The 17847-nt window shown below is 67.7% G+C and carries 19 protein-coding genes; 12 read left to right on the top strand and 7 right to left on the bottom strand.

The genetic code is table 11. The features are described 5' to 3' along the window. Window positions 1-407: 407 nt before the first annotated feature. Complete coding sequence (locus tag ATE62_RS07560; protein ID WP_058810311.1) at window positions 408-1322, top strand: alpha/beta fold hydrolase; 915 nt, start codon at window positions 408-410, stop codon at window positions 1320-1322. 54 nt (window positions 1323-1376) lie between these two features. On the opposite strand, the gene ATE62_RS07555 is transcribed toward ATE62_RS07560, so the two are convergent. Continuing rightward, entirely contained in the window at window positions 1377-2150 is a 774-nt protein-coding gene (locus ATE62_RS07555) for an SDR family oxidoreductase (protein WP_058810307.1), read from the bottom strand. 96 nt (window positions 2151-2246) lie between these two features. Here ATE62_RS07555 and ATE62_RS07550 point away from each other — a divergent pair, with 96 nt between their 5' ends. Beyond that, window positions 2247-3023 (top strand): AraC family transcriptional regulator, encoded by a 777-nt coding sequence (locus ATE62_RS07550; RefSeq protein WP_058810306.1) that lies wholly within the window; start codon window positions 2247-2249, stop codon window positions 3021-3023. 2 nt (window positions 3024-3025) lie between these two features. After that, on the top strand, window positions 3026-3286 hold the full coding sequence (locus ATE62_RS07545; protein WP_156420684.1) for a hypothetical protein: 261 nt from the start codon (window positions 3026-3028) through the stop codon (window positions 3284-3286). On the opposite strand, the gene ATE62_RS23835 is transcribed toward ATE62_RS07545, so the two are convergent. Further along, window positions 3283-3735: a hypothetical protein gene (locus ATE62_RS23835; RefSeq protein WP_082662657.1), complete on the bottom strand. Its 453-nt coding sequence runs from the start codon at window positions 3733-3735 to the stop codon at window positions 3283-3285. The genes ATE62_RS07545 and ATE62_RS23835 overlap by 4 nt on opposite strands. A 6-nt stretch (window positions 3736-3741) precedes the next feature. Here ATE62_RS23835 and ATE62_RS07535 point away from each other — a divergent pair, with 6 nt between their 5' ends. Continuing rightward, entirely contained in the window at window positions 3742-4896 is a 1155-nt protein-coding gene (locus tag ATE62_RS07535) for a serine hydrolase domain-containing protein (protein ID WP_058810304.1), read from the top strand. A gap of 197 nt (window positions 4897-5093) precedes the next feature. Here the strand turns inward: ATE62_RS07535 and ATE62_RS07530 are convergent, their stop codons facing one another. Next, window positions 5094-5909, bottom strand: a complete 816-nt coding sequence (locus ATE62_RS07530; RefSeq protein WP_058810303.1) for a PhzF family phenazine biosynthesis protein — start codon at window positions 5907-5909, stop codon at window positions 5094-5096. Beyond that, window positions 5906-6484, bottom strand: a complete 579-nt coding sequence (gene pdxH, locus ATE62_RS07525) for a pyridoxamine 5'-phosphate oxidase (RefSeq protein ID WP_058810302.1) — start codon at window positions 6482-6484, stop codon at window positions 5906-5908. Before pdxH ends, ATE62_RS07530 begins: the two co-directional genes overlap by 4 nt. Window positions 6485-6623: 139 nt before the next feature. Here pdxH and ATE62_RS07520 point away from each other — a divergent pair, with 139 nt between their 5' ends. From ATE62_RS07520 to ATE62_RS07490, 7 genes are all read left to right on the top strand, one after another. Further along, window positions 6624-7550 (top strand): DnaJ C-terminal domain-containing protein, encoded by a 927-nt coding sequence (locus ATE62_RS07520; RefSeq protein WP_058810301.1) that lies wholly within the window; start codon window positions 6624-6626, stop codon window positions 7548-7550. Between the two features lie 3 nt (window positions 7551-7553). Next, window positions 7554-8636: a YihY/virulence factor BrkB family protein gene (locus tag ATE62_RS07515; protein ID WP_082662656.1), complete on the top strand. Its 1083-nt coding sequence runs from the start codon at window positions 7554-7556 to the stop codon at window positions 8634-8636. Beyond that, window positions 8633-9460, top strand: coding sequence for an enoyl-ACP reductase FabI (fabI, locus tag ATE62_RS07510; RefSeq protein WP_058810300.1), 828 nt, complete (start codon window positions 8633-8635; stop codon window positions 9458-9460). Before ATE62_RS07515 ends, fabI begins: the two co-directional genes overlap by 4 nt. Further along, window positions 9453-9983: a GNAT family N-acetyltransferase gene (locus tag ATE62_RS07505; RefSeq protein ID WP_058810299.1), complete on the top strand. Its 531-nt coding sequence runs from the start codon at window positions 9453-9455 to the stop codon at window positions 9981-9983. Before fabI ends, ATE62_RS07505 begins: the two co-directional genes overlap by 8 nt. Window positions 9984-9988: 5 nt before the next feature. Beyond that, the gene (gene aroC / locus ATE62_RS07500) at window positions 9989-11065 is read left to right on the top strand and encodes a chorismate synthase (protein WP_058810298.1); all 1077 of its coding nucleotides are present in this window, start codon (window positions 9989-9991) and stop codon (window positions 11063-11065) included. Between the two features lie 10 nt (window positions 11066-11075). After that, window positions 11076-12857 carry an SLC13 family permease gene (locus ATE62_RS07495; protein WP_058810308.1) on the top strand — a complete coding sequence of 594 codons (1782 nt, stop codon included), beginning with the start codon at window positions 11076-11078 and terminating at the stop codon, window positions 12855-12857. 112 nt (window positions 12858-12969) lie between these two features. Beyond that, window positions 12970-14313 carry a dicarboxylate/amino acid:cation symporter gene (locus ATE62_RS07490; RefSeq protein WP_058810297.1) on the top strand — a complete coding sequence of 448 codons (1344 nt, stop codon included), beginning with the start codon at window positions 12970-12972 and terminating at the stop codon, window positions 14311-14313. A 32-nt stretch (window positions 14314-14345) separates the two neighbouring features. Here the strand turns inward: ATE62_RS07490 and ATE62_RS07485 are convergent, their stop codons facing one another. Then, window positions 14346-15392 carry a hypothetical protein gene (locus ATE62_RS07485; RefSeq protein ID WP_058818478.1) on the bottom strand — a complete coding sequence of 349 codons (1047 nt, stop codon included), beginning with the start codon at window positions 15390-15392 and terminating at the stop codon, window positions 14346-14348. Between the two features lie 176 nt (window positions 15393-15568). Between ATE62_RS07485 and ATE62_RS07480 the strand changes: the two genes are divergently transcribed. Continuing rightward, complete coding sequence (locus tag ATE62_RS07480) at window positions 15569-16963, top strand: cytochrome P450 (protein ID WP_058808329.1); 1395 nt, start codon at window positions 15569-15571, stop codon at window positions 16961-16963. Here ATE62_RS07480 and ATE62_RS07475 read toward each other — a convergent pair whose 3' ends face one another. Continuing rightward, window positions 16964-17449, bottom strand: coding sequence for a PIN domain-containing protein (locus ATE62_RS07475; RefSeq protein ID WP_058808330.1), 486 nt, complete (start codon window positions 17447-17449; stop codon window positions 16964-16966). Then, window positions 17449-17694 carry a type II toxin-antitoxin system Phd/YefM family antitoxin gene (locus ATE62_RS07470; protein ID WP_058808331.1) on the bottom strand — a complete coding sequence of 82 codons (246 nt, stop codon included), beginning with the start codon at window positions 17692-17694 and terminating at the stop codon, window positions 17449-17451. The genes ATE62_RS07475 and ATE62_RS07470 overlap by 1 nt, the downstream gene beginning before the upstream one ends. Window positions 17695-17847: the final 153 nt, after the last annotated feature.

Genomic DNA, 17847 nt, shown 5'->3' with positions numbered 1-17847 from the left:
TCCCTGCGGCGAAGCCGTGGGGAGGGGGACCACCCGCAGGGTGGTGGAGGGGTCGACGCCATAAACGTCGGCTCAAGGCCGCCACCCCTCCACCATGCTTCGCATGGTCCCCCTCCCCATCGCTTCGCGACAGGGAGGATTAAGAAGGTCCCTTCCGCCCGAAACCCGCCCCCACCAAAAAACCGCTTTCCTAATAAATCCCGCCATGATCTACCCTGCCGGATGACGCCCATGTCCATCCATAGCGCCGCGCGCCGACCACGATCGTCGCTAACCCCTTGTTCCCGCGCGCGATGGGGCGTCAACTTAGTCAACTTCCGCCGCCAAACCGCCCCCTCGATCACACCCCTTGCCAGTCGCCCCGATCCCCGCCATCAGGTTGCGAAAAGCAACCTATGGAGCGGAGCATGATCGGCGATTTCGAGCAGCAGCGGGTGAAGCTTTCGACCGGGGTCGAACTCGACGTCGTCGATATCGGGCCGCGCGACGCGCCCGTGCTGGTCTTCCTCCACGGCTTTCCCGAATCGCACCGCACCTGGCGCCACCAGCTGCCGCATTTCGCGACGCGCTTCCGCTGCATCGCGCCCGACCAGCGCGGCTATTGCGGATCGTCGAAGCCGCAGGACGTCGCCGACTATACGCCCGACAAGCTGTTCGCCGACATCTTCGCGCTTGCCGATGCGCTGGGGGTCGAGACCTTCACCATCGTCGGGCACGACTGGGGCGGCGCGATCAGCTGGGGCATCGCGCTCGCGGGCCAGCCGGGCGGGATGGCGCCCGCATGGGCGGGGCGCGTGACGCGCGCGGTGATCGCCAATGCGCCGCATCCCGGCATCTTCGGCCGCCTGCTCCAGACCGATCCCGCGCAGCGCGCCGCGAGCCAGTATATCCGCCTGTTCCGCGACCCCGCGACCGACGCGCTCGTGCGCGAACAGGGCCTCGCGGGCGTGCTCGCCAAGGCGTTCGAGGGGCGGCTCGAGGGCATGCCGACCCCGCCCGAGGAGGTCGCGCGGTCGCTCGCCTGGTGGGAGGATCGCGACGCCTGTTTCGGCATGCTCAACTGGTACCGCGCCTCGCCGATGGACGTGCCGCCGATGGACGCGCCCTTCGTCGAGCCGCCCGCCATGCCCTTCCCGAAGCTCGAAATCCCGACCTTGGTGATCTGGGCGCTCGACGACGTCGCGCTGCCGCCGAGCAACCTCGAAGGCATCGAGGACCTGGTGCCGAACGCGACGATCGTGAAGGTGCCCGGCTGCGGCCATTTCGTGACCTGGGAAGCGCCCGACGCGGTCAACGCCGCGATGGACGCATTCCTCGCCTGAAAAGGCCGGCGGGCGTCCCCGGGAGGGGTGGTGGGGCCGCCCGCCGCGAGGAGCCTATTTGGTCGTGTAGCCGCCGTTCACGAGGATCGTCTGGCCGGTCATCCACCAGCCGTCGGTGACGAGGAAGCGGATCCACGGCACGATGTCCTCGATATGGGTGAGCCCGGTCGGGCTGAAGGGCGACAGCGCCGCCGCGGTCTTGTGATAGGCGACCGCGTCGGCGCCCTCGGCGGGGTAGAAGAAGGGCGTATCCATCGGCCCCGGTCCGATCGCGGTCACCGAAATCCCCCGCTCGCCGAATTCCTTCGACGCGGCGCGGGTATAATGTTCGACCGGCGCCTTGGTGCCGGCGTAGCTGGCATAGAAGGGCGTGTAGGCGCCGAGCAGCGAGGTCACGAGCGTGCACACCTTGCCGCCGTCGCTGACATGCCGGCCCGCCTCCTTCAGGAAGAAGAAGGCGGACTTGCTGTTCACCGCGCTCATGTCGTCGAACTCCGCCTCGCCGATCTCGACCATCGGCTTTTTCAGCACCTTGCCGACGGTGTTGATCGCGATGTCGATGCCGCCCATCGCGGCTTTCGCGTCGGCGAAAAGCTTCTCGACGGCGCCCGCAGTGGTGAGGTCGGCCTGGAAGGCAAAGCCCTTCGCGCCCGCCGCCTCGATCGCGGCGACGGTGGCGTCGGCCGCGCCGCGCGCGGCGATGCTGTTATAGTGGACGGCGACGGCGGCGGCGCCCTGCGCGGCGAAGTCGCGCGCGATGAGGCCGCCGAGATTCTTGGCGCCGCCGGCGATGAGGACGGTTTTTCCGTTGAGGCTGTGGTCGGTCATGGTCCGTTTCCCGAAAAGCAAAGGGTGGGGAGGTGATCCTAGGCTCGCCGCCAAATCGAGGCTTTCAGATTCTCCCAACTTCGGCATTATGGCGGCATGGATGGGGTGGGGATCAGCGCGGCCCGCATCGTCGACCGGATCGGCGGCCCCGAAAGCTGGACGATCGAAACCGACGTCCATGCGCTGATTCTCCATGAGGCGGGCAGCTATCACCGGCTCGAGACCTGGCTCGACGGACGGCGCACGTCCTTGGGCGATCCGCTGCCGGGCGAGCTGTGGCTGGCGCCCGCGGGCCATCGCTATCGCGCGCGGGCCGAGGGCGGCGCGGTGCGCTATGTCCGCGTCGCGATCGACCCCGGCCTCTTGCCGGTCGGCGCATCTGCGCGGCCGCTCGCGGGGCATGACGACCCCGCGATGGCGGCGCTGGTCCACGCGCTGGCCGACGGGGACCAGGGCGCCGCCGGGCCGCTCCTCGCGCTGATCGCCGCCGCGATCGACGGCGCGCCGGCCGCGCGGACCCCGGCGCGCGCCGCGCACCGGATCGACGCGCTGCTCGCGCTGATCGAGGCACGCATCGAAACCCCGCTGACCGTCGAGGAACTGGCCGCCGAGGCAGGCATGTCGGTCAACAGCCTGATCGCCCATTTCGCGCGCGCGACGGGGCGCACCCCGCGGCAATATCTGCTGCGCCAGCGGCTGCGGCGCGCGCGCTGGTATCTGATGAACCGGCCGCTGTCGGTGGCGGAGATCGCCTTCGCCACCGGCTTTTCGAGCCACGCGCATCTGTGCGCGGCGTTTCGCGACAAGCTCGGCCAGTCGCCGGGCGAATGGCGCCGGCGCTTTGCCGGGGTCGCCACCATGGGGGAGACATGATCATGTCGCACACCGTCATCATGCTGATCGCAGGCGTCGCGTTGCTCATCATACTGCGGCTGGCGATCCGCGACGTCCGCCGCGCGACGCGGCTGTTCGTCCTGCTGTGGCTGCTCGTCTCGGTCGGCAATCTGCTCGTCGGCGTGCTTTACGCGGGTTACGGCTGGGGCGAGGAGGCGGCGATCTGGATCCTCGTCTTCGGCGCGCCGGCGGCGGTCGCGGTCGGCGCGGCGCTGTTCGTACCCGGTCCTCGGGACCGTTAGTCCTCGGGCCTGAGCAGGCAGCCGCTCGCGCCAGCGTAGCGCGCGCTGCGCGAGGCGAGCAGGGGGACGCTGCCGGTGACCGTCTTGGTCGCGGGGTCTTCGCTCAGCGAGACCAACTCCATACCCGGCGCGAAGTCGGTGGTGCAGCTTTCGAGGCTTCGTCCCTGGACGTAGCGGCATGAACAGCCGACGCGCGCGGCATAGGCCGAGCCGAGCTCGGCCTGCGCGCGGAATGAGGGGAATTTCCAGATCAGGTACCCGCCGCCGATCACCAGCGCGATCAGCAGCCAGGGCAGGCAGCCGCCCCAGCGGCTCGGCCGCTTCTTGCCGCGCAACCGCTCGGGCACCTCCGGCGCGGGGCTGGTAGGCAGCGGTGCCGGTGTGGGTTGCGCCGCCGGTTGCGGCGTCGGCTCGGGCGTTGCCGGGACGGGCGGATCGGTGTTAGTCACACGGCCATGATCACCAAAAAAATCCTGCTGGCAAGTGGCGCGCTCGCGCTCGTCGGGGTCTGGTCGCTGGGCCAGGCGGCGGGGCAGGGCAGTATCGCGCCCGCGACGCCGGGCCCCGCGATGGGAGCGTCGATGTCCGAGGAGGCGGTCGACACGCTGCCGCCGCTCCCCGCACTCGACCCCGCGATCAAGGCGAAGGCCGACGCGCTCTTCGCCAACGCCGATGCGGTGGGCGAGACGCGCGCGCTCTATGTGCTGAAGGACGGCGAACCGGTCTACGAACGCTATGGCGAGGGGTTCGGGCCCGAGACCAAGATGATCAGCTGGTCGATGGCGAAGAGCATCACCGCGGTGCTGACCGGGATCATGGTCTCCGACGGCCAATTGTCGCTCGACGCGCCGGCGCCGGTCGCGGCCTGGCAGCGCAGCGGCGATCCCCGCGGCGCGATCACGCTCGCCGACCTGCTCCACATGTCCTCGGGGCTCGAGCATGTCGAAAATGGCGATCCCATCTGGGAGGGCGACACGGTCGCGATGCTCTTCGGGGGCGGCGCGCCCGACATGGCGGCCTTTGCCGAGGCCAAGCCTGCGGCGGCGCAGCCGGGCGAGGTCTTCAACTACAGCTCGGCGACCAGCGTGATCCTGGCGGATATCCTGGCCGACACGCTGACCCCCTCGAAAAGCCCCGAGGCGCGGCGCGAGGCGATGCGCGAGTTCATTTCGGGGCGGCTGGCGGAGCCGCTCGGCATGACCAGCCTGACGCCGGAGTTCGACGCCGCGGGGACGATGATCGGCGGATCGATCATGCACGCGACCGCGCGCGACTATGCGAAATTCGGCGAATTCCTGCGCAACCATGGCGTCGTCAACGGCCAGCGGCTGCTGCCCGAAAGCTGGATGGATTTCATGCTGCGGCCCTCGGCGAAGGATGCGGGCTATGGCGGCCATATCTGGCTCAACCGCACGCGTCCGCGCGGCGTGACGCCGAGCCTGTGGCCCGACCGCGGGCCGAACGACCTCTTCGCCTGCATCGGGCACCAGGGGCAGTATATCATCGTCTCGCCGTCGCAGCGGGTGACGATCGTGCGGCTGGGGGTGACCGACGACGACGAGTTTCCCGAGCTGCGCCGGCGCCTGGCGGATCTGACGGCGGCTCTTTGAAGCGATGGGGAAGAGACTCGCACAAAGCCACGAAGCCACAAAGGGGGCTCCCCCAATCCGTTTGCCCTGAGCCTTTCGAAGGGCTGTTCTTTCCTGCTCTCTCAGGAGAAGAACGGGGCTTCGACAAGCTCAGCCCGAACGGAGGATTAAAACCCTCTTTGTGGCTTCGTGGCTTTGTGCGAGTCCTTTTCAAATGATCAGAGCAGAAACTCGCCCACCAGCGTCGTCACGCACGTCCCGCTGAGTTCGACCATCGCACCGTCCGCGCGGCACCCCACATGGCCGCCGCGCTTGCTCGCCTGAAAGGCGGCGAAGCGGTCGCGGCCGAGGCGCGCCGACCAATAGGGGGTGAGTACGCTGTGCGCCGACCCGGTCACCGGATCCTCGTCGATGCCCGCGCCGGGGACGAAACAGCGGCTGACGACCTCGGCGCCTGACGGATCGCCGGCGCCGGGGGCGGTCGCGATATAGAGGATGTCGCCGCCGACCGACAGCGCGCGGAGGTCGGGATCGAGCGCGCGCACGCTCGCGGCGTCGGGGTAGACGATCAGGGCATAGCCGCCGTCGTGCCACAAGGTCTCGACCGGTTTGCCGCCCATCGCCTTGACGAAATCGGGCAGCGGCTTGGGCGCGGCGGGGTAGGCGGGCAGCGCCATCTTGTAGCCCTCGTCGCCGTCGCGCGCGACGCGGAGGATGCCGGCCTTGCGGGTACGGAAGCGCATGTCGTCGCGCCATGGCGCGGCGCTGAGCAGCACATGCCCGCTCGCGAGCGTCGCATGGCCGCAGAGCGCGACCTCGACCCCCGGGGTGAACCAGCGCAGTTCATAATCGGCCTCGCCGCTCTCGTCGGGGATCAGGAAGGCGGTCTCGGCGAGGTTGTTCTCGGCGGCGATCGCCTGCAGCACGTCGTCGGCGAGCCACTCGTCGAGCGGCATCACCGCGGCGGGATTGCCCGCGAAGGGACGGTCGGCAAAGGCATCGACCTGGGTGATCGGGAAGCGGCGCCAGCTCATGGATAGAGGAGACCTTTCGACCAGTTTTCGCCGTCGCGGACGAAGAGGTTACGCTCGTGCAGGCGATGTTCGCGGTCCTGCCAATACTCGATGCGTTGGGGCGCGACGCGCCAGCCCGACCAGCGCGGCGGGCGCGGCACGTCCTGGCCCTCGAAGCGCGCCTGCATTTCGGCGAAGCGCGCCTCGAAGGTTTCGCGGCTGTCCAGCGGGCGCGACTGGTCGCTCGCCCAGGCGCCGAGCTGGCTGTCGCGGCTGCGCGTCGCGAAATAGGCATCGGCGGTCGCGTCGTCGACCGGGCTCACCGGCCCCTCGATGCGGATTTGGCGGCGCAGCGATTTCCAGTGGAAGAGCAAGGCGACATGCGGGTTGGCCGCGAGCTCATTCCCCTTGCGGCTGTCGAGGTTGGTGTAGAAGATAAAGCCGTCGGGGCCATAGCCCTTGAGCAGCACCATGCGCAGCGAGGGATGGCCGTCGGGGGTGGTGGTCGCGAGCGCCATGGCGTTGGCGTCGTTGGGCTCGCTGGTCCGGGCTTCGGCGAACCAGGCGTCGAACAATGCGAAAGGATCGGTCGTCATGCGCGCGCTTCTAATGCGCTGCGGGGCGGCGGTCGAGTTTCATCGTCGCCGCGGAACTTGACCGTCCTTTACGACATTCCCACATCGCGCGCGCATATGGGCCTTTCCGGCCAACATCTTATCGGGCTACAGGAGCAAAATGGCAGATCCCTATTCCACCCTTGGCGTCGCGAAGAGCGCGAGCGAAGCGGAGATCAAATCCGCGTACCGCAAGCTCGCCAAGGAATTGCACCCCGACAAGAACAAGGACAATCCGAAGGCGTCGGAGAAATTCTCCGACGTCACCAAGGCCTATGACCTGCTGTCGGACAAGACCAAGCGCGGCCAGTTCGACCGCGGCGAGATCGACGCCGAGGGCAATCCGGCGATGCCCTTCGGCTATGGCGGCGGCGGGTTCCGCGGCGACCCGCGCGGGCAGGGCGGCTTCGGTGGGTTCGGCAACGAAAGCAGCGACTTCGGCGACATCTTCGAGGGCCTGTTCGGCGGTCGCGGCGGCGGGGGCGGTGGGCCTTTCGGCGGTTTCGGCGGGCGCAGCGCGCCGCCGGCGAAGGGCGCCAATGTCGCCTATCGTCTCGCGGTCTCCTTCGTCGACGCCGCGACGCAGGCGCCGCAGCGGATCACGCTGGCCGACGGCGGCACGATCGATTTGAAGCTTCCCGCCGGGGTCGAGACGGGCACGCAGATGCGCCTCGCGGGCAAGGGCCAGCCGGGTCCCGGCGGCCATGGCGACGGCATCGTGACGATCAGCGTCAAGGACCATCCTTTCTATGTCCGCGAGGGCGCCAACATCCGCCTCGACCTGCCGGTGACGCTGAACGAGGCGGTGCAGGGCGCGAAGATCAAGGTGCCGACGGTCGACGGCCCGGTGATGCTGTCGATCCCCGCGGGGTCGACCTCGGGCAAGGTGATGCGGCTCAAGGGCAGGGGCTTCACCCAGAAGGGCGGCGGGCGCGGCGACCAGTTGGTGCGGTTGATGGTCGACCTGCCCGCGGGCGACGCGGGGCTCGAGAAGCTGGTCGGCGAATGGAACGATTCGCGCGCCGTGCGGGCCGACCTCGGCGTGTGATGCGTGGCTGAGCCGTCCGACAAGGCGGCGGTCGCCGCGATCGAGCGCGAGGTCGCCGCTGAGGTCACCGAGCAATTCGCCGCCGAAGGCCATTCGCCGCATTCGCCCGAAGCACGCGCCGAGCGCGCCAAGCGCGTCAAGTTGCGCGCGCGCGCCGAGGGGCTGATCCACCGCGGCCGCGAGTCGCTCGGCCCCGGCACGCGCGTCTTCAAGATCGTCCGCCGCGTTCTCGTCGGCACCTATACCGACGGCTTCATCCATGCAGGAAACCTCGCCTATCTGGCGCTGATCGCGCTCTTTCCCTTCTTCATCCTGCTCGCGGCGGCGCTGTCGATCTTCGGCGGCAGCGTCGGCGGCGAGGCGGCGATCGAGGCGGTCTTCTCGACGATGCCGCCGACCGTCGCGAAGGCGCTGTCGGGTCCGATCCGCGAGGTGATGTCGGCGCGCACCGGCATCTTCCTGTGGCTCGGCGCGCTCGTCGCGCTTTGGACCGTCGGCAGCCTGATCGAGACGGTGCGCGACATCCTCCGCCGCGCCTATGGCACGCATTTCTCGAAGGGTTTCTTCCACTACCGGCTGCTGTCGATCGGGATCATCACCGGCGCGGTCGTGCTGATGCTGCTGTCGTTCAGCATGCAGGTGCTGATCGTCGGCATCGAGGAGTTCGTCACGCGCTTCCTGCCCGAACGCTTCCAGTCCTTCGGCATCGTCCTGCTGTCGCGCGGGGTGTCGGGGTTCGGGCTGTTCCTCGCGATCTACATGCTCTTCTACAGCCTCACCCCCTCGAAATACCGCCGCAAACAATTCCCCAAATGGCCGGGCGCGCTGTTCACGACGCTCTGGTGGATCGGCGTCACGCTCGCGCTGCCGCCCCTGCTCGCCAGCCTGCTCAGCTACGACGCAACCTATGGCAGCCTGGCGGGTGTGATGGTCGCGCTCTTCTTTTTCTACCTCGTCGGATTGGGTATGGTGATGGGCGCCGAACTCAATGCTGCCTTGGTAGAGGTTGAGGATTTGGGCCACGACGCTATTGGGCGCGTCGACGACATCATTATCGAAGACAAAAAGACCGGAGATACAAAATGACGGGTCTGATGACTGGCAAGCGCGGGTTGATCATGGGCCTTGCGAACGACAAGTCGCTCGCGTGGGGCATCGCCAAGGCGCTGCATGGCGCGGGCGCCGAGCTCGCGATCTCGTACCAGGGCGACGTGATGCTCAAGCGCGTGAAGCCGCTCGCCGACGAGCTCGGCTGCGATTTCCTGATCGATTGCGACGTGTCCGACATGGCGAACCTCGACGCGGCCTTCGCGACGCTGGGCACCCGCTGGCCGACGATCGATTTCGTCGTCCACGCGATCGGCTACACCAACAAGGAGGCGCTGCGCGGCCATTATGCCGACGTCGGCCTCGAAGATTTCCTGATGACGATGAACATCAGCGTCTACAGCTTCACCGCGGTGGCGCAGCGCGCGTCGAAGATGATGACGGCCTACGATCCCGAGACGGGCAAAGGCGGCGGATCGCTGCTGACGCTCAGCTATTATGGCGCCGAGAAGGTGATCCCGCATTACAATGTCATGGGCGTCGCCAAGTCGGCGCTCGAGACCAGCGTCAAATATCTCGCCAACGACTATGGTCCGCAGGGGGTGCGCGTGAACGCGATCTCGGCGGGGCCGATCAAGACGCTCGCTGCGTCGGGCATCGGCGATTTCCGCCTGATCCTGAAGTGGAACGAATTTAACGCCCCGCTGCGCCGCAACGTCACCATCGACGATGTCGGCGGCTCGGCGCTGTATCTGCTCAGCGACCTGTCGTCGGGGGTCACCGGCGAGACGCACCATGTCGACGCGGGTTACCACACGATCGGCATGAAACAGGAAGACGCGCCGGACATCGCGCTTGCGTGACGGCATCGTCATCCGTCCCGCACGCGCGGAGGATGGCGAGGCGATCGACCAGGTGATCCGCGCGGCGTTCGCGTCGACCGAATTCGGCCATCAGGGCGAGGCGGAGCTTCTCCGCATGATCGAGGCCGATGGTGACGTCATGGTGTCGCTGGTCGCCGAAGCGGACGGTGTGGCCGTCGGGCATGTGCTGTTCAGTCAGATGGATGTCGAGGCTGATGGCCGTGCGATCGCCGCCGCCGGTCTCGCGCCGGTCTCGGTCGTCCCCGACCGGCAAGGGCAAGGCGTCGGCGACGCGCTGATCCGCGCCGGGCTTAATGCCCTGCGCGACCAGGGCGTCGCGATGAGCTTCGTCCTCGGCCACGAAAGCTATTACCCGCGTTTCGGCTATTCGCCCGACCTCGCCGCGCGCTTCGCTTCGCCCTTCGCCGGGCCGCATTTCATGGCGATGATGCTGGACTCGAACGCCGCTTGGCCGCAAGGCGGCCGCGCCGACTATGCGCGCGCATTCGGCCGATTGGGGTAGGATCGATGAGTTTCAACAGCTTCGGACGCGTCTTTCGCTTCACGACCTGGGGGGAGAGCCATGGGCCCGCGCTCGGCGCGGTGGTCGACGGCTGCCCGCCGCGGCTGTCGCTCGGCGAGGGCGATATCCAGCCCTGGCTCGACAAGCGCCGCCCCGGCCAGTCGCGCCACACGACGCAGCGGCAGGAACCCGACCAGGTGCGCATCCTGTCGGGGGTGTTCGAGGGCAAGACCACGGGCACGCCGATCAGCCTGATGATCGACAATGTCGACCAGCGCTCGAAGGATTATGGCGAGATCGCGCAGGCCTATCGCCCCGGCCATGCCGATTATGCCTATGACGCCAAATATGGCATCCGCGACTATCGCGGCGGCGGGCGGTCGAGCGCGCGCGAGACCGCGGCGCGCGTCGCCGCGGGCGGGGTCGCGCGGCTGATCATTCCCGAGGTCCAGATCCACGCCTGGGTCGCCGAGATCGGCGGCGATGCGATCGACCCCGCGAACTTCGACCTCGAAGAGATTGATCGCAATCCCTTCTTCTGTCCCGATCCCGCCGCGGCGCAGCGCTGGGAAGGGATGATGGACGCTGCGCGCAAGGCCGGATCGTCGCTGGGCGCGGTGATCGAATGCGCCGCGAGCGGCGTCCCCGCCGGCTGGGGCGCGCCGATCTATGCCAAGCTCGACAGCGACCTCGCCGCCGCGATGATGGGGATCAACGCGGTGAAAGGCGTCGAGATCGGCGCGGGTTTCCATGCGGCCCGCCTCCGCGGCGAAGAGAATGCCGATCCGATGCGCCCCGCGAGCGACGGCAGCAACCGTCCCGACTTCCTGTCGAACAACGCCGGCGGTATCGCGGGCGGCATCTCGACCGGCCAGCCGGTCGTCGTGCGCGTCGCGTTCAAGCCGACCAGCTCGATCCTGACCCCGGTGCCAACGATCAACAAGGCGGGCGAGGCGGCCGACATCGTCACCAAGGGCCGCCACGACCCCTGCGTCGGCATCCGCGGCGCGCCGGTGGTCGAGGCGATGATGGCGCTCGTCCTCGCCGACCATAAATTGCTGCACCGGGCGCAAAACGGCTGATGCCGGTGTGATCGAGACCGTCCGGGCTTTCATCGACGCCCATCAGGCGGTCATTTCGCTCGCGATCCTGGGGCTGATGTTCGTCGGCTTCCTGATGGAGCGGTTGCCCGCGACGGTGATCGCGATCCTCGGCGCCTGCACCTATCTCGCGCTCGGCATCCTCGACGACAAGGGACTCTATTCGGTCTTCTCGAACTCGGCGCCGATCGTCATCGGCGCGATGTTCATATTGTCGGGCGCGCTGATCCGCACCGGGGTGATCCAGCGCGTCGCCGACCTGATCATGGCGCGCGCCGAAAAGCACCCGCGCCTTGCGATCGTCGAGGTGCTGCTCGGCGCGGTCGCCGCTTCGGCCTTCCTCAACAACACGCCCGTCGTCGTCGTGCTGCTGCCGATCATGATGAAGCTCGCCGAGGTCACGGGGGTCAGCGCGAAGAAATTGCTGATGCCGCTGTCGATCGCCGCGGTGCTCGGCGGCACGCTGACGCTGATCGGCACCTCGACCAACCTCGTCGTCGACGGCATCGTGCGCGAGGCGGGGCTGGAGCGCTTCGGCATCTTCGAGATCACCCCGATCGGCCTCGTCACCGCGGCGTCGGGCATGATCGGGCTCGCGCTGATGTGGTGGCTGCTGCCGTCGGACAAGCCCGTCATGGGCCCCGCGGGCACGCATGATTCGCATCTCTACCTGACCGAACTCGTGGTCGGCGACGAGGACGATCTCGTCGGCATGACGATGGAGGCGTTCAAGGATTTGCCGCGCACCGGGCGCATCGTCGGCATCCGCCGCGCGAGCGTCGTGGTGCACGGCGCCGAGCTCGAAAACTGGATCCTCGCAGCGGGCGACCGGATCGTCGTGCGCGTCGACGGCGCGACGCTGATGACCTGGCGCGAGCAGGGCCGCTTCCGCCTCGGCATCGGCAGCGGCGAGCCCGACGAAAGCGACTTGGTCGTCGAGACGATGATCGCGTCGAACCACCCCGCGATCGGCCAGCGCCTGATCGACATTCCCTTCCTGCAGAAGATACGCGCGCGCATCGTCGGGCTCGACCGCCCCGCGCACGAGCCCGGCCCCGACCTCGCGAGCGTGCGCATCCGCCCCGCCGACCGCCTGCTCGTCGCGGGCGGCCCACGCGAGGTCGAGGCGCTGCGCGACAATCCGCACCTGATCGGCGCCGACCTCGCAAAAGTGCGTGCCTTCCGCCGCCGCAAGGCGTGGATCGCGGTGCTGTGCATGCTTTCCGTGGTCTCGCTCGCCGCGTTCGATGTGATGTCGATCGGCGTCGCGGCGATCATCGCGATCGGCGTCATCCTCGTCACCCGCTGCATCGACAGCGAGGAGGCGTGGGGCACGATCGATGGCGACGTGCTGATCCTGATCTTCGCGATGCTCGCGGTCGGGCTCGCGCTGGAACAGAGCGGCGCGGTGGCGATGATGGTCGGCTGGGTTGAACCCTCGCTCGCGGGGCAGCCGATGTGGGTACTTGTCTTCGGCATCTATTTTTTCGCGCTGCTCCTATCCGAACTGCTCAGCAACAATGCGGTCGCGGCGCTGATGACCCCGGTGACGCTCGCGATCGCCGCCGAGCTTGGGGTCGATCCGCGGCCGCTGGTGATCGCGCTGATGATCGGCGCCTCGGCCTGTTTCGCGACCCCGATCGGCTATCAGACCAACACCATCGTCTATGCCGCGGGCGATTATCGCTTCGTCGATTTCGTCAAGATCGGGGTGCCGCTCAACATCATCACCGGGGTTTCCACCTGTCTCGCGATCACCGCCTTCATGACCTGATCGGTTGAGCGCGCCGCCCTTGACGCTGCGCGCCGCGCCCGCTCAAAGGGGGCCATAATGTCGGGCCGCGACCGCGCCCGGATACACGAAGATTTTTGAGGGGGACGGCCGCATGGACCGTAAGCTTACCTGGTATATTCTGGCCGGCATGATACTCGGCGTCATCGTCGGTTACGCCGTGCATGTGGGCCTGCCGTCGGACCATGTCTGGTTCGAATATCTGTCCAAGTCGTTCAAGCTGCTCTCGGACATCTTCCTCAACCTGATCAAGCTGCTCGTCGCGCCGCTGGTGCTGTCGACGATCGTCGTCGGGATCGCGCATATGGGCGACAGCAGCGCCCTCGGCCGCATCGGCGTCCGCGCGATCAGCTGGTTCATCGCGGCGAGCTTCATCTCTATCGCGCTCGGCCTGTTGATGGTGAACCTCTTCCAGCCCGGGGTCGGCGCGCCGATCCCCGATGCCGCCGAAGCGGCGAAGATGGTGGGCGAGGTCAAGAAGCTCGACGCGTGGGAATTTACCCTGTCGATCTTCCCCAAGAATGCGCTCGAGGCGCTCGCGACCAACAACATCCTGCAGATCCTGGTCTTTTCGATCTTCGCGGGCGTCGCCTTGTCGGCGATCGGCGAGCGGGGCGCGGTGCTGGTGCGCGGCGCCGATGCGCTCGCCGAAATGATGCTGCAGATCACCGGCTATGTGATGCGCTTCGCGCCCTTCGCGGTGTTCGGCGCGATCGCCAATGTCGTCGCCAAGAGCGGGCTCGCGATCCTCGGCACCTATCTCGAACTGCTCGTCGAATTCTACGCCTCGCTCGTGCTGCTGTGGGTCATCCTGCTCACCGCAGGCTGGATATTCCTCCGCCAGCGCATCTGGCAACTGATCCGCTATATCCGCGAGCCTTTGCTGATCGCCTTCTCGACCGCCTCGTCGGAGGCGGCGCTGCCCAAGATGTTCGAACAGCTCGACCGCTTCGGCATTCCGCGCCGTATCTCGGGCTTCATGCTGCCGCTCGGCTACAGCTTCAACCTAGACGGTTCGATGATGTATATGAGCTTCGCGACGATCTTCATCGCGCAGGCTTATGGTCTCGACCTGTCGATCACGACGCAGGTGCTGATCCTGCTGACCTTGATGGTCAGTTCGAAGGGCATCGCCGCGGTGCCGCGCGCGAGCCTGGTCGTGATCACCGGCACGCTCGCGCAATTCGGGCTGCCGGTCGAGGGTGTCGCGATCATCCTCGCGATCGACCAGTTCCTCGATATGGGGCGCACCGCGACCAACGTCGTCGGCAATGCGGTGGCGACGTCGGTCATCACCAAATGGGAAGGCATGCTGCAGGTGCCCGAGCCGGCCGAGATGGAGATGCCACACGCCCCCGCACACACGTCGCATCACGGGACGCGCGGGCTCGACCTCGCCGAGGATATGGTCACCGACGAGCGCAGCACCAAGGCCTGACCGGGCCTCCGGTCAGGCCCCGGCGCGGCGGCTCAATTCTCGCGGACGCGGCTCGGCCGTTCGGCGGCGCCGCTGCGCGTGGCTGGCGCCGATGCCGGACGCGGCGCGCTTGCGGCGGGCGGCGATGGCGGAGCGCTGCGCGTCGCCGGCGGCGCACCGCGCGTCGGGGGTGCCGCCTGCGGCCGCTCGGGGCGGGGAGTGCCGCCTACCGAACTGCCACCACCGCGATTGCCCTGCCATTCCTGGCGCGGGACGCGTCCAGCGCCGGGCCCGCGATCGGGCCTTCCGGGGCGGACGGGCGTGGTCACCGGCGCGCCGGGTGCGCTGCCGCTGTCCGCGCCGGGGCGCGGCGGCCGCGTGCCGCGCGGGCCGTCGCGATCATTGCCGCCGGGACGTGTCCAGCCGCCGGGACGGCCATCGCCATTGTTGCCGCCGGGGCGCGTCCAGCCAGGACGGCCGTCGCCGCGGCTGGGATCGATCGGCGTGGTGCCGGTCGGCGGGCCGCCTGCGCCCGGACGCGGCGGGCGGGTGCCGCGCGGGCCGTCCCGGTCGCCATCGCGGTCGCGGTCGCCGCGCGGGCCGTCGCCGCGGCCCGGACGGCCGTTCCACTGCCCGTCGCCGCGGCCCGGGCGGCCGCCATTCCAGTTGTCGTCGCCGCGACCGGGGCGGTTGCCGCCGTTCCAGTGGCCGTCGCCGCGCCCGCCATGGTGCCGCCACCAGGCGCGCCGCCCGCCCCAATAGTTCAGATACTGGCCGCGTAGCGGATAGCGGTTGTTGTAGCTGTCGAAGAGCCACAGCCCGTAGCCGGGATAATAATAATTGTCGTACCAGCCGCCGCCGAAGCCGATGTTGACGAAGCCCGCGCCATAGTCGCTGCCGTCGTAGCAGTCGTAACCATAGCCGTCGTCATAGGCATAGGGGTCATAGTCGTAATAGCTGTCGCCATAGCGCGACACGCAATCGTTGCCGGCGTAGCTCGACCCATAGCCGTTGACGTCGCCATAGTAGCAGCCGCCGAGGCTGGCGGTCGCCAGCGCGCCGAGCGCGATACCGAGTGGGCGGCGAAGGAAATTTGCCATGACTTTATCCTTGGTTACGGCCCGAACGAACGGGCCGGCATCATGGATGCGAATCTGCGCGAGTCGAGTTGAATTTGCGGTGAATGGAGTCGCGGCGTCGACGAGACGTTACTTGCAACGATGTCAGTAGTGCGTTACGCCTGCTTCGGCTCTCCCCCGTCGACGAGGATCTCCGCATGAACGCCCCCGCCAAAGTCCAGTGGTCCGAAGCGCGTTTCGGCGCCGACACCGCGCACTGGCTGCCGCGCAACGACGAACGCGTGCTCGACCATATCCCGGGCGAGGACGGCATGCCGCTGCTCGGCACGACGCTCGACCAGCTCAAGGATCCGATGGGCTTCACGCGGCGCATGGTCGGCAAATATGGCAAGGTCTACCGTACCAAGAGCTTCGGCGGGCGCAGCGTCGCGATCCTGGGGCCCGAGGCGAACGAGCTCGCGATGTTCGACCGCGAGAAGAATTTCTCGTCCGAACAGGGCTGGGGCCCGGTGCTCAACCTGCTCTTCCCGCGCGGGCTGATGCTGATGGACTTCGAAAAGCACCGCGCCGACCGCAAGACCTTGTCGGTCGCCTTCAAGCCCGAACCGATGCGGCTCTACGCCGACAGCCTCAACGCCGGGATCAAGGAGCGCGTCGCGGCGTGGAGCGGACGGAGCTTCAAATTCTATCCGGCGATCAAGCAGCTGACGCTCGACCTTGCCGCGACGAGCTTTCTCGGCATCCCGTGGGGGCCGGAGGCGGAGAAGATCAACAAGAGCTTCGTCGACATGGTGCAGGCGTCGATCGGCATCGTGCGGCGGCCCTTGCCCTTTACCGCGATGGGCCGCGGGGTCGCGGGGCGCAAATATCTGGTCGACTATTTCGGCAGGATGGTCCCCGAGCGCCGGGCATCGACCGGCGAGGATATGTTCACGCAGATATGCCAGGCACGCGACGACAATGGCGAATATCTGAGCGTCGAGGCGATCGTCGACCATATGAACTTCCTGATGATGGCCGCGCATGACACGATCACCAGTTCGATCAGCTCGCTCGTCTGGCTGCTCGCCAAGAACCCCGAGTGGCAGGACAAGCTCCGCGAAGAGATGCTGTCCGTCGCGCCAGCGGGCGAGGGCGTGGGGCACAACAGCCTCAACGATCTCGAACTCACCGAATGGGCGTTCAAGGAAGCGTTGCGGATGATCCCCCCGGTGCCGAGCATCCCGCGCCGCGCGCTGCGCGATTTCGAGTTCGGCGGCTACACCATCCCCGCGGGCACCAGCGTCGGGGTGAACCCCGGCTATACGCATATGATGCCCGAATATTGGCCCGAGCCCGAGAAATTCGACCCGATGCGCTTCTCGCCCGAGGGGGCGAAGGGGCGGCACAAATATGCCTGGGTGCCCTTCGGCGGCGGCGCGCATATGTGCCTGGGGCTGCACTTCGCGTACATGCAGGCCAAGATCTTCTTCCACCATGTGATCACGACGCACCGGATCAAGGTCGCCGAGGGCTATGATCCCGACTGGTATATGTGGCCGATCCCGCGCCCCAAGGACGGGCTGATGGTGACGTTCGAGCCGGTCGGCTGATCACCCCCGGATAAACAAGTTCTTCAGCCACGGTGCGCGGCCGCGCGTCGCTTCGCGCCAGTCGCCGTCGTCGGCGGCCTCGGGCGCGGCGCGGCTGGGGTCGAGCAGCTTGAGGCGCGCGGTCCGGAACGTCGTGGGATGGTAGGTGACGAGCGTCAGCCCGTGCTCGAGCGCGGTGGCGGCGAGCAGCGCATCGCGGTCTTGCTCGATCGCTAGCGTGGCGCGCCGCCGCGCCACCGCCTGATCGACCGCGACGATCCGGCCCTCGAAGGCCGGCAGCAGCCGCTCGTCGATCCAGGCACGCCAGGCGGCGTCCGCCGCCTTGCCCTGCTTCTGCGCGAGCGCCGCTGCATTTTCCAGCTCGACCAGCGACAGCGCCGACACGAACATGGCCTGGCGCGACACACGCTGCGCCCAGGCCGCAAGCGGCGCGCCGTCGGGCGTATGGCGCAGGTCGAGCAGCACTTCGGCGTCGAGCAGATACATCAGCCGCGCCCCCGCCCGCCGAGCGCCTTGCCGAGCAGCGAGCGATCGAGCGCCGCCTCGCCCGGCGCCGCGGCCAGCAACTGCACCATATTCTCGCGCTCGCCGCTGAGCTGGCGCCACGCGTCGATGCTGATCAGCACATGCGTGGGCCGCCCACGGTCGGTGACATAGACGGGCTCGATCATCGCGAATCGCTTCGCGCGGCTGACGTCCTGGTTGAATTCGCGGCTACTGACCTTCTTCATTCCGGCCCCGATCGATGCAAAATTGTGCAATCATGTTAGCGTTCACATGTAGGTATATTACTACACTGTGGCGGCCTCGCAACAAAATAGCGTGTCGCGCCCGAAATCGACAAGGCGGGCGCGCCCAATTTTGGTCTTTGGATTGCGCGGTGG

Origin of the sequence: Sphingopyxis sp. HIX, assembly GCF_001468285.1 — a bacterium.
In the GTDB taxonomy this organism is placed as follows: domain Bacteria; phylum Pseudomonadota; class Alphaproteobacteria; order Sphingomonadales; family Sphingomonadaceae; genus Sphingopyxis.
Note: the sequence above shows the minus strand (reverse complement) of the source record. Positions and strands in the feature narration are given on the sequence as shown.

Coding starts and splice junctions, on each gene's coding strand:
- ATE62_RS07485 (WP_058818478.1), bottom strand. CDS start 15,392: ATGGCAAATTTCCTTCGCCGCCCACTCGGTATCGCGCTCGGCGCGCTG.
- ATE62_RS07535 (WP_058810304.1), top strand. CDS start 3,742: ATGATCACCAAAAAAATCCTGCTGGCAAGTGGCGCGCTCGCGCTCGTC.
- ATE62_RS07530 (WP_058810303.1), bottom strand. CDS start 5,909: ATGAGCTGGCGCCGCTTCCCGATCACCCAGGTCGATGCCTTTGCCGAC.
- ATE62_RS07545 (WP_156420684.1), top strand. CDS start 3,026: ATGTCGCACACCGTCATCATGCTGATCGCAGGCGTCGCGTTGCTCATC.
- pdxH (WP_058810302.1), bottom strand. CDS start 6,484: ATGACGACCGATCCTTTCGCATTGTTCGACGCCTGGTTCGCCGAAGCC.
- ATE62_RS07520 (WP_058810301.1), top strand. CDS start 6,624: ATGGCAGATCCCTATTCCACCCTTGGCGTCGCGAAGAGCGCGAGCGAA.
- aroC (WP_058810298.1), top strand. CDS start 9,989: ATGAGTTTCAACAGCTTCGGACGCGTCTTTCGCTTCACGACCTGGGGG.
- ATE62_RS07550 (WP_058810306.1), top strand. CDS start 2,247: ATGGATGGGGTGGGGATCAGCGCGGCCCGCATCGTCGACCGGATCGGC.
- ATE62_RS07470 (WP_058808331.1), bottom strand. CDS start 17,694: ATGAAGAAGGTCAGTAGCCGCGAATTCAACCAGGACGTCAGCCGCGCG.
- ATE62_RS07555 (WP_058810307.1), bottom strand. CDS start 2,150: ATGACCGACCACAGCCTCAACGGAAAAACCGTCCTCATCGCCGGCGGC.
- fabI (WP_058810300.1), top strand. CDS start 8,633: ATGACGGGTCTGATGACTGGCAAGCGCGGGTTGATCATGGGCCTTGCG.
- ATE62_RS07490 (WP_058810297.1), top strand. CDS start 12,970: ATGGACCGTAAGCTTACCTGGTATATTCTGGCCGGCATGATACTCGGC.
- ATE62_RS07560 (WP_058810311.1), top strand. CDS start 408: ATGATCGGCGATTTCGAGCAGCAGCGGGTGAAGCTTTCGACCGGGGTC.
- ATE62_RS07480 (WP_058808329.1), top strand. CDS start 15,569: ATGAACGCCCCCGCCAAAGTCCAGTGGTCCGAAGCGCGTTTCGGCGCC.
- ATE62_RS07475 (WP_058808330.1), bottom strand. CDS start 17,449: ATGTATCTGCTCGACGCCGAAGTGCTGCTCGACCTGCGCCATACGCCC.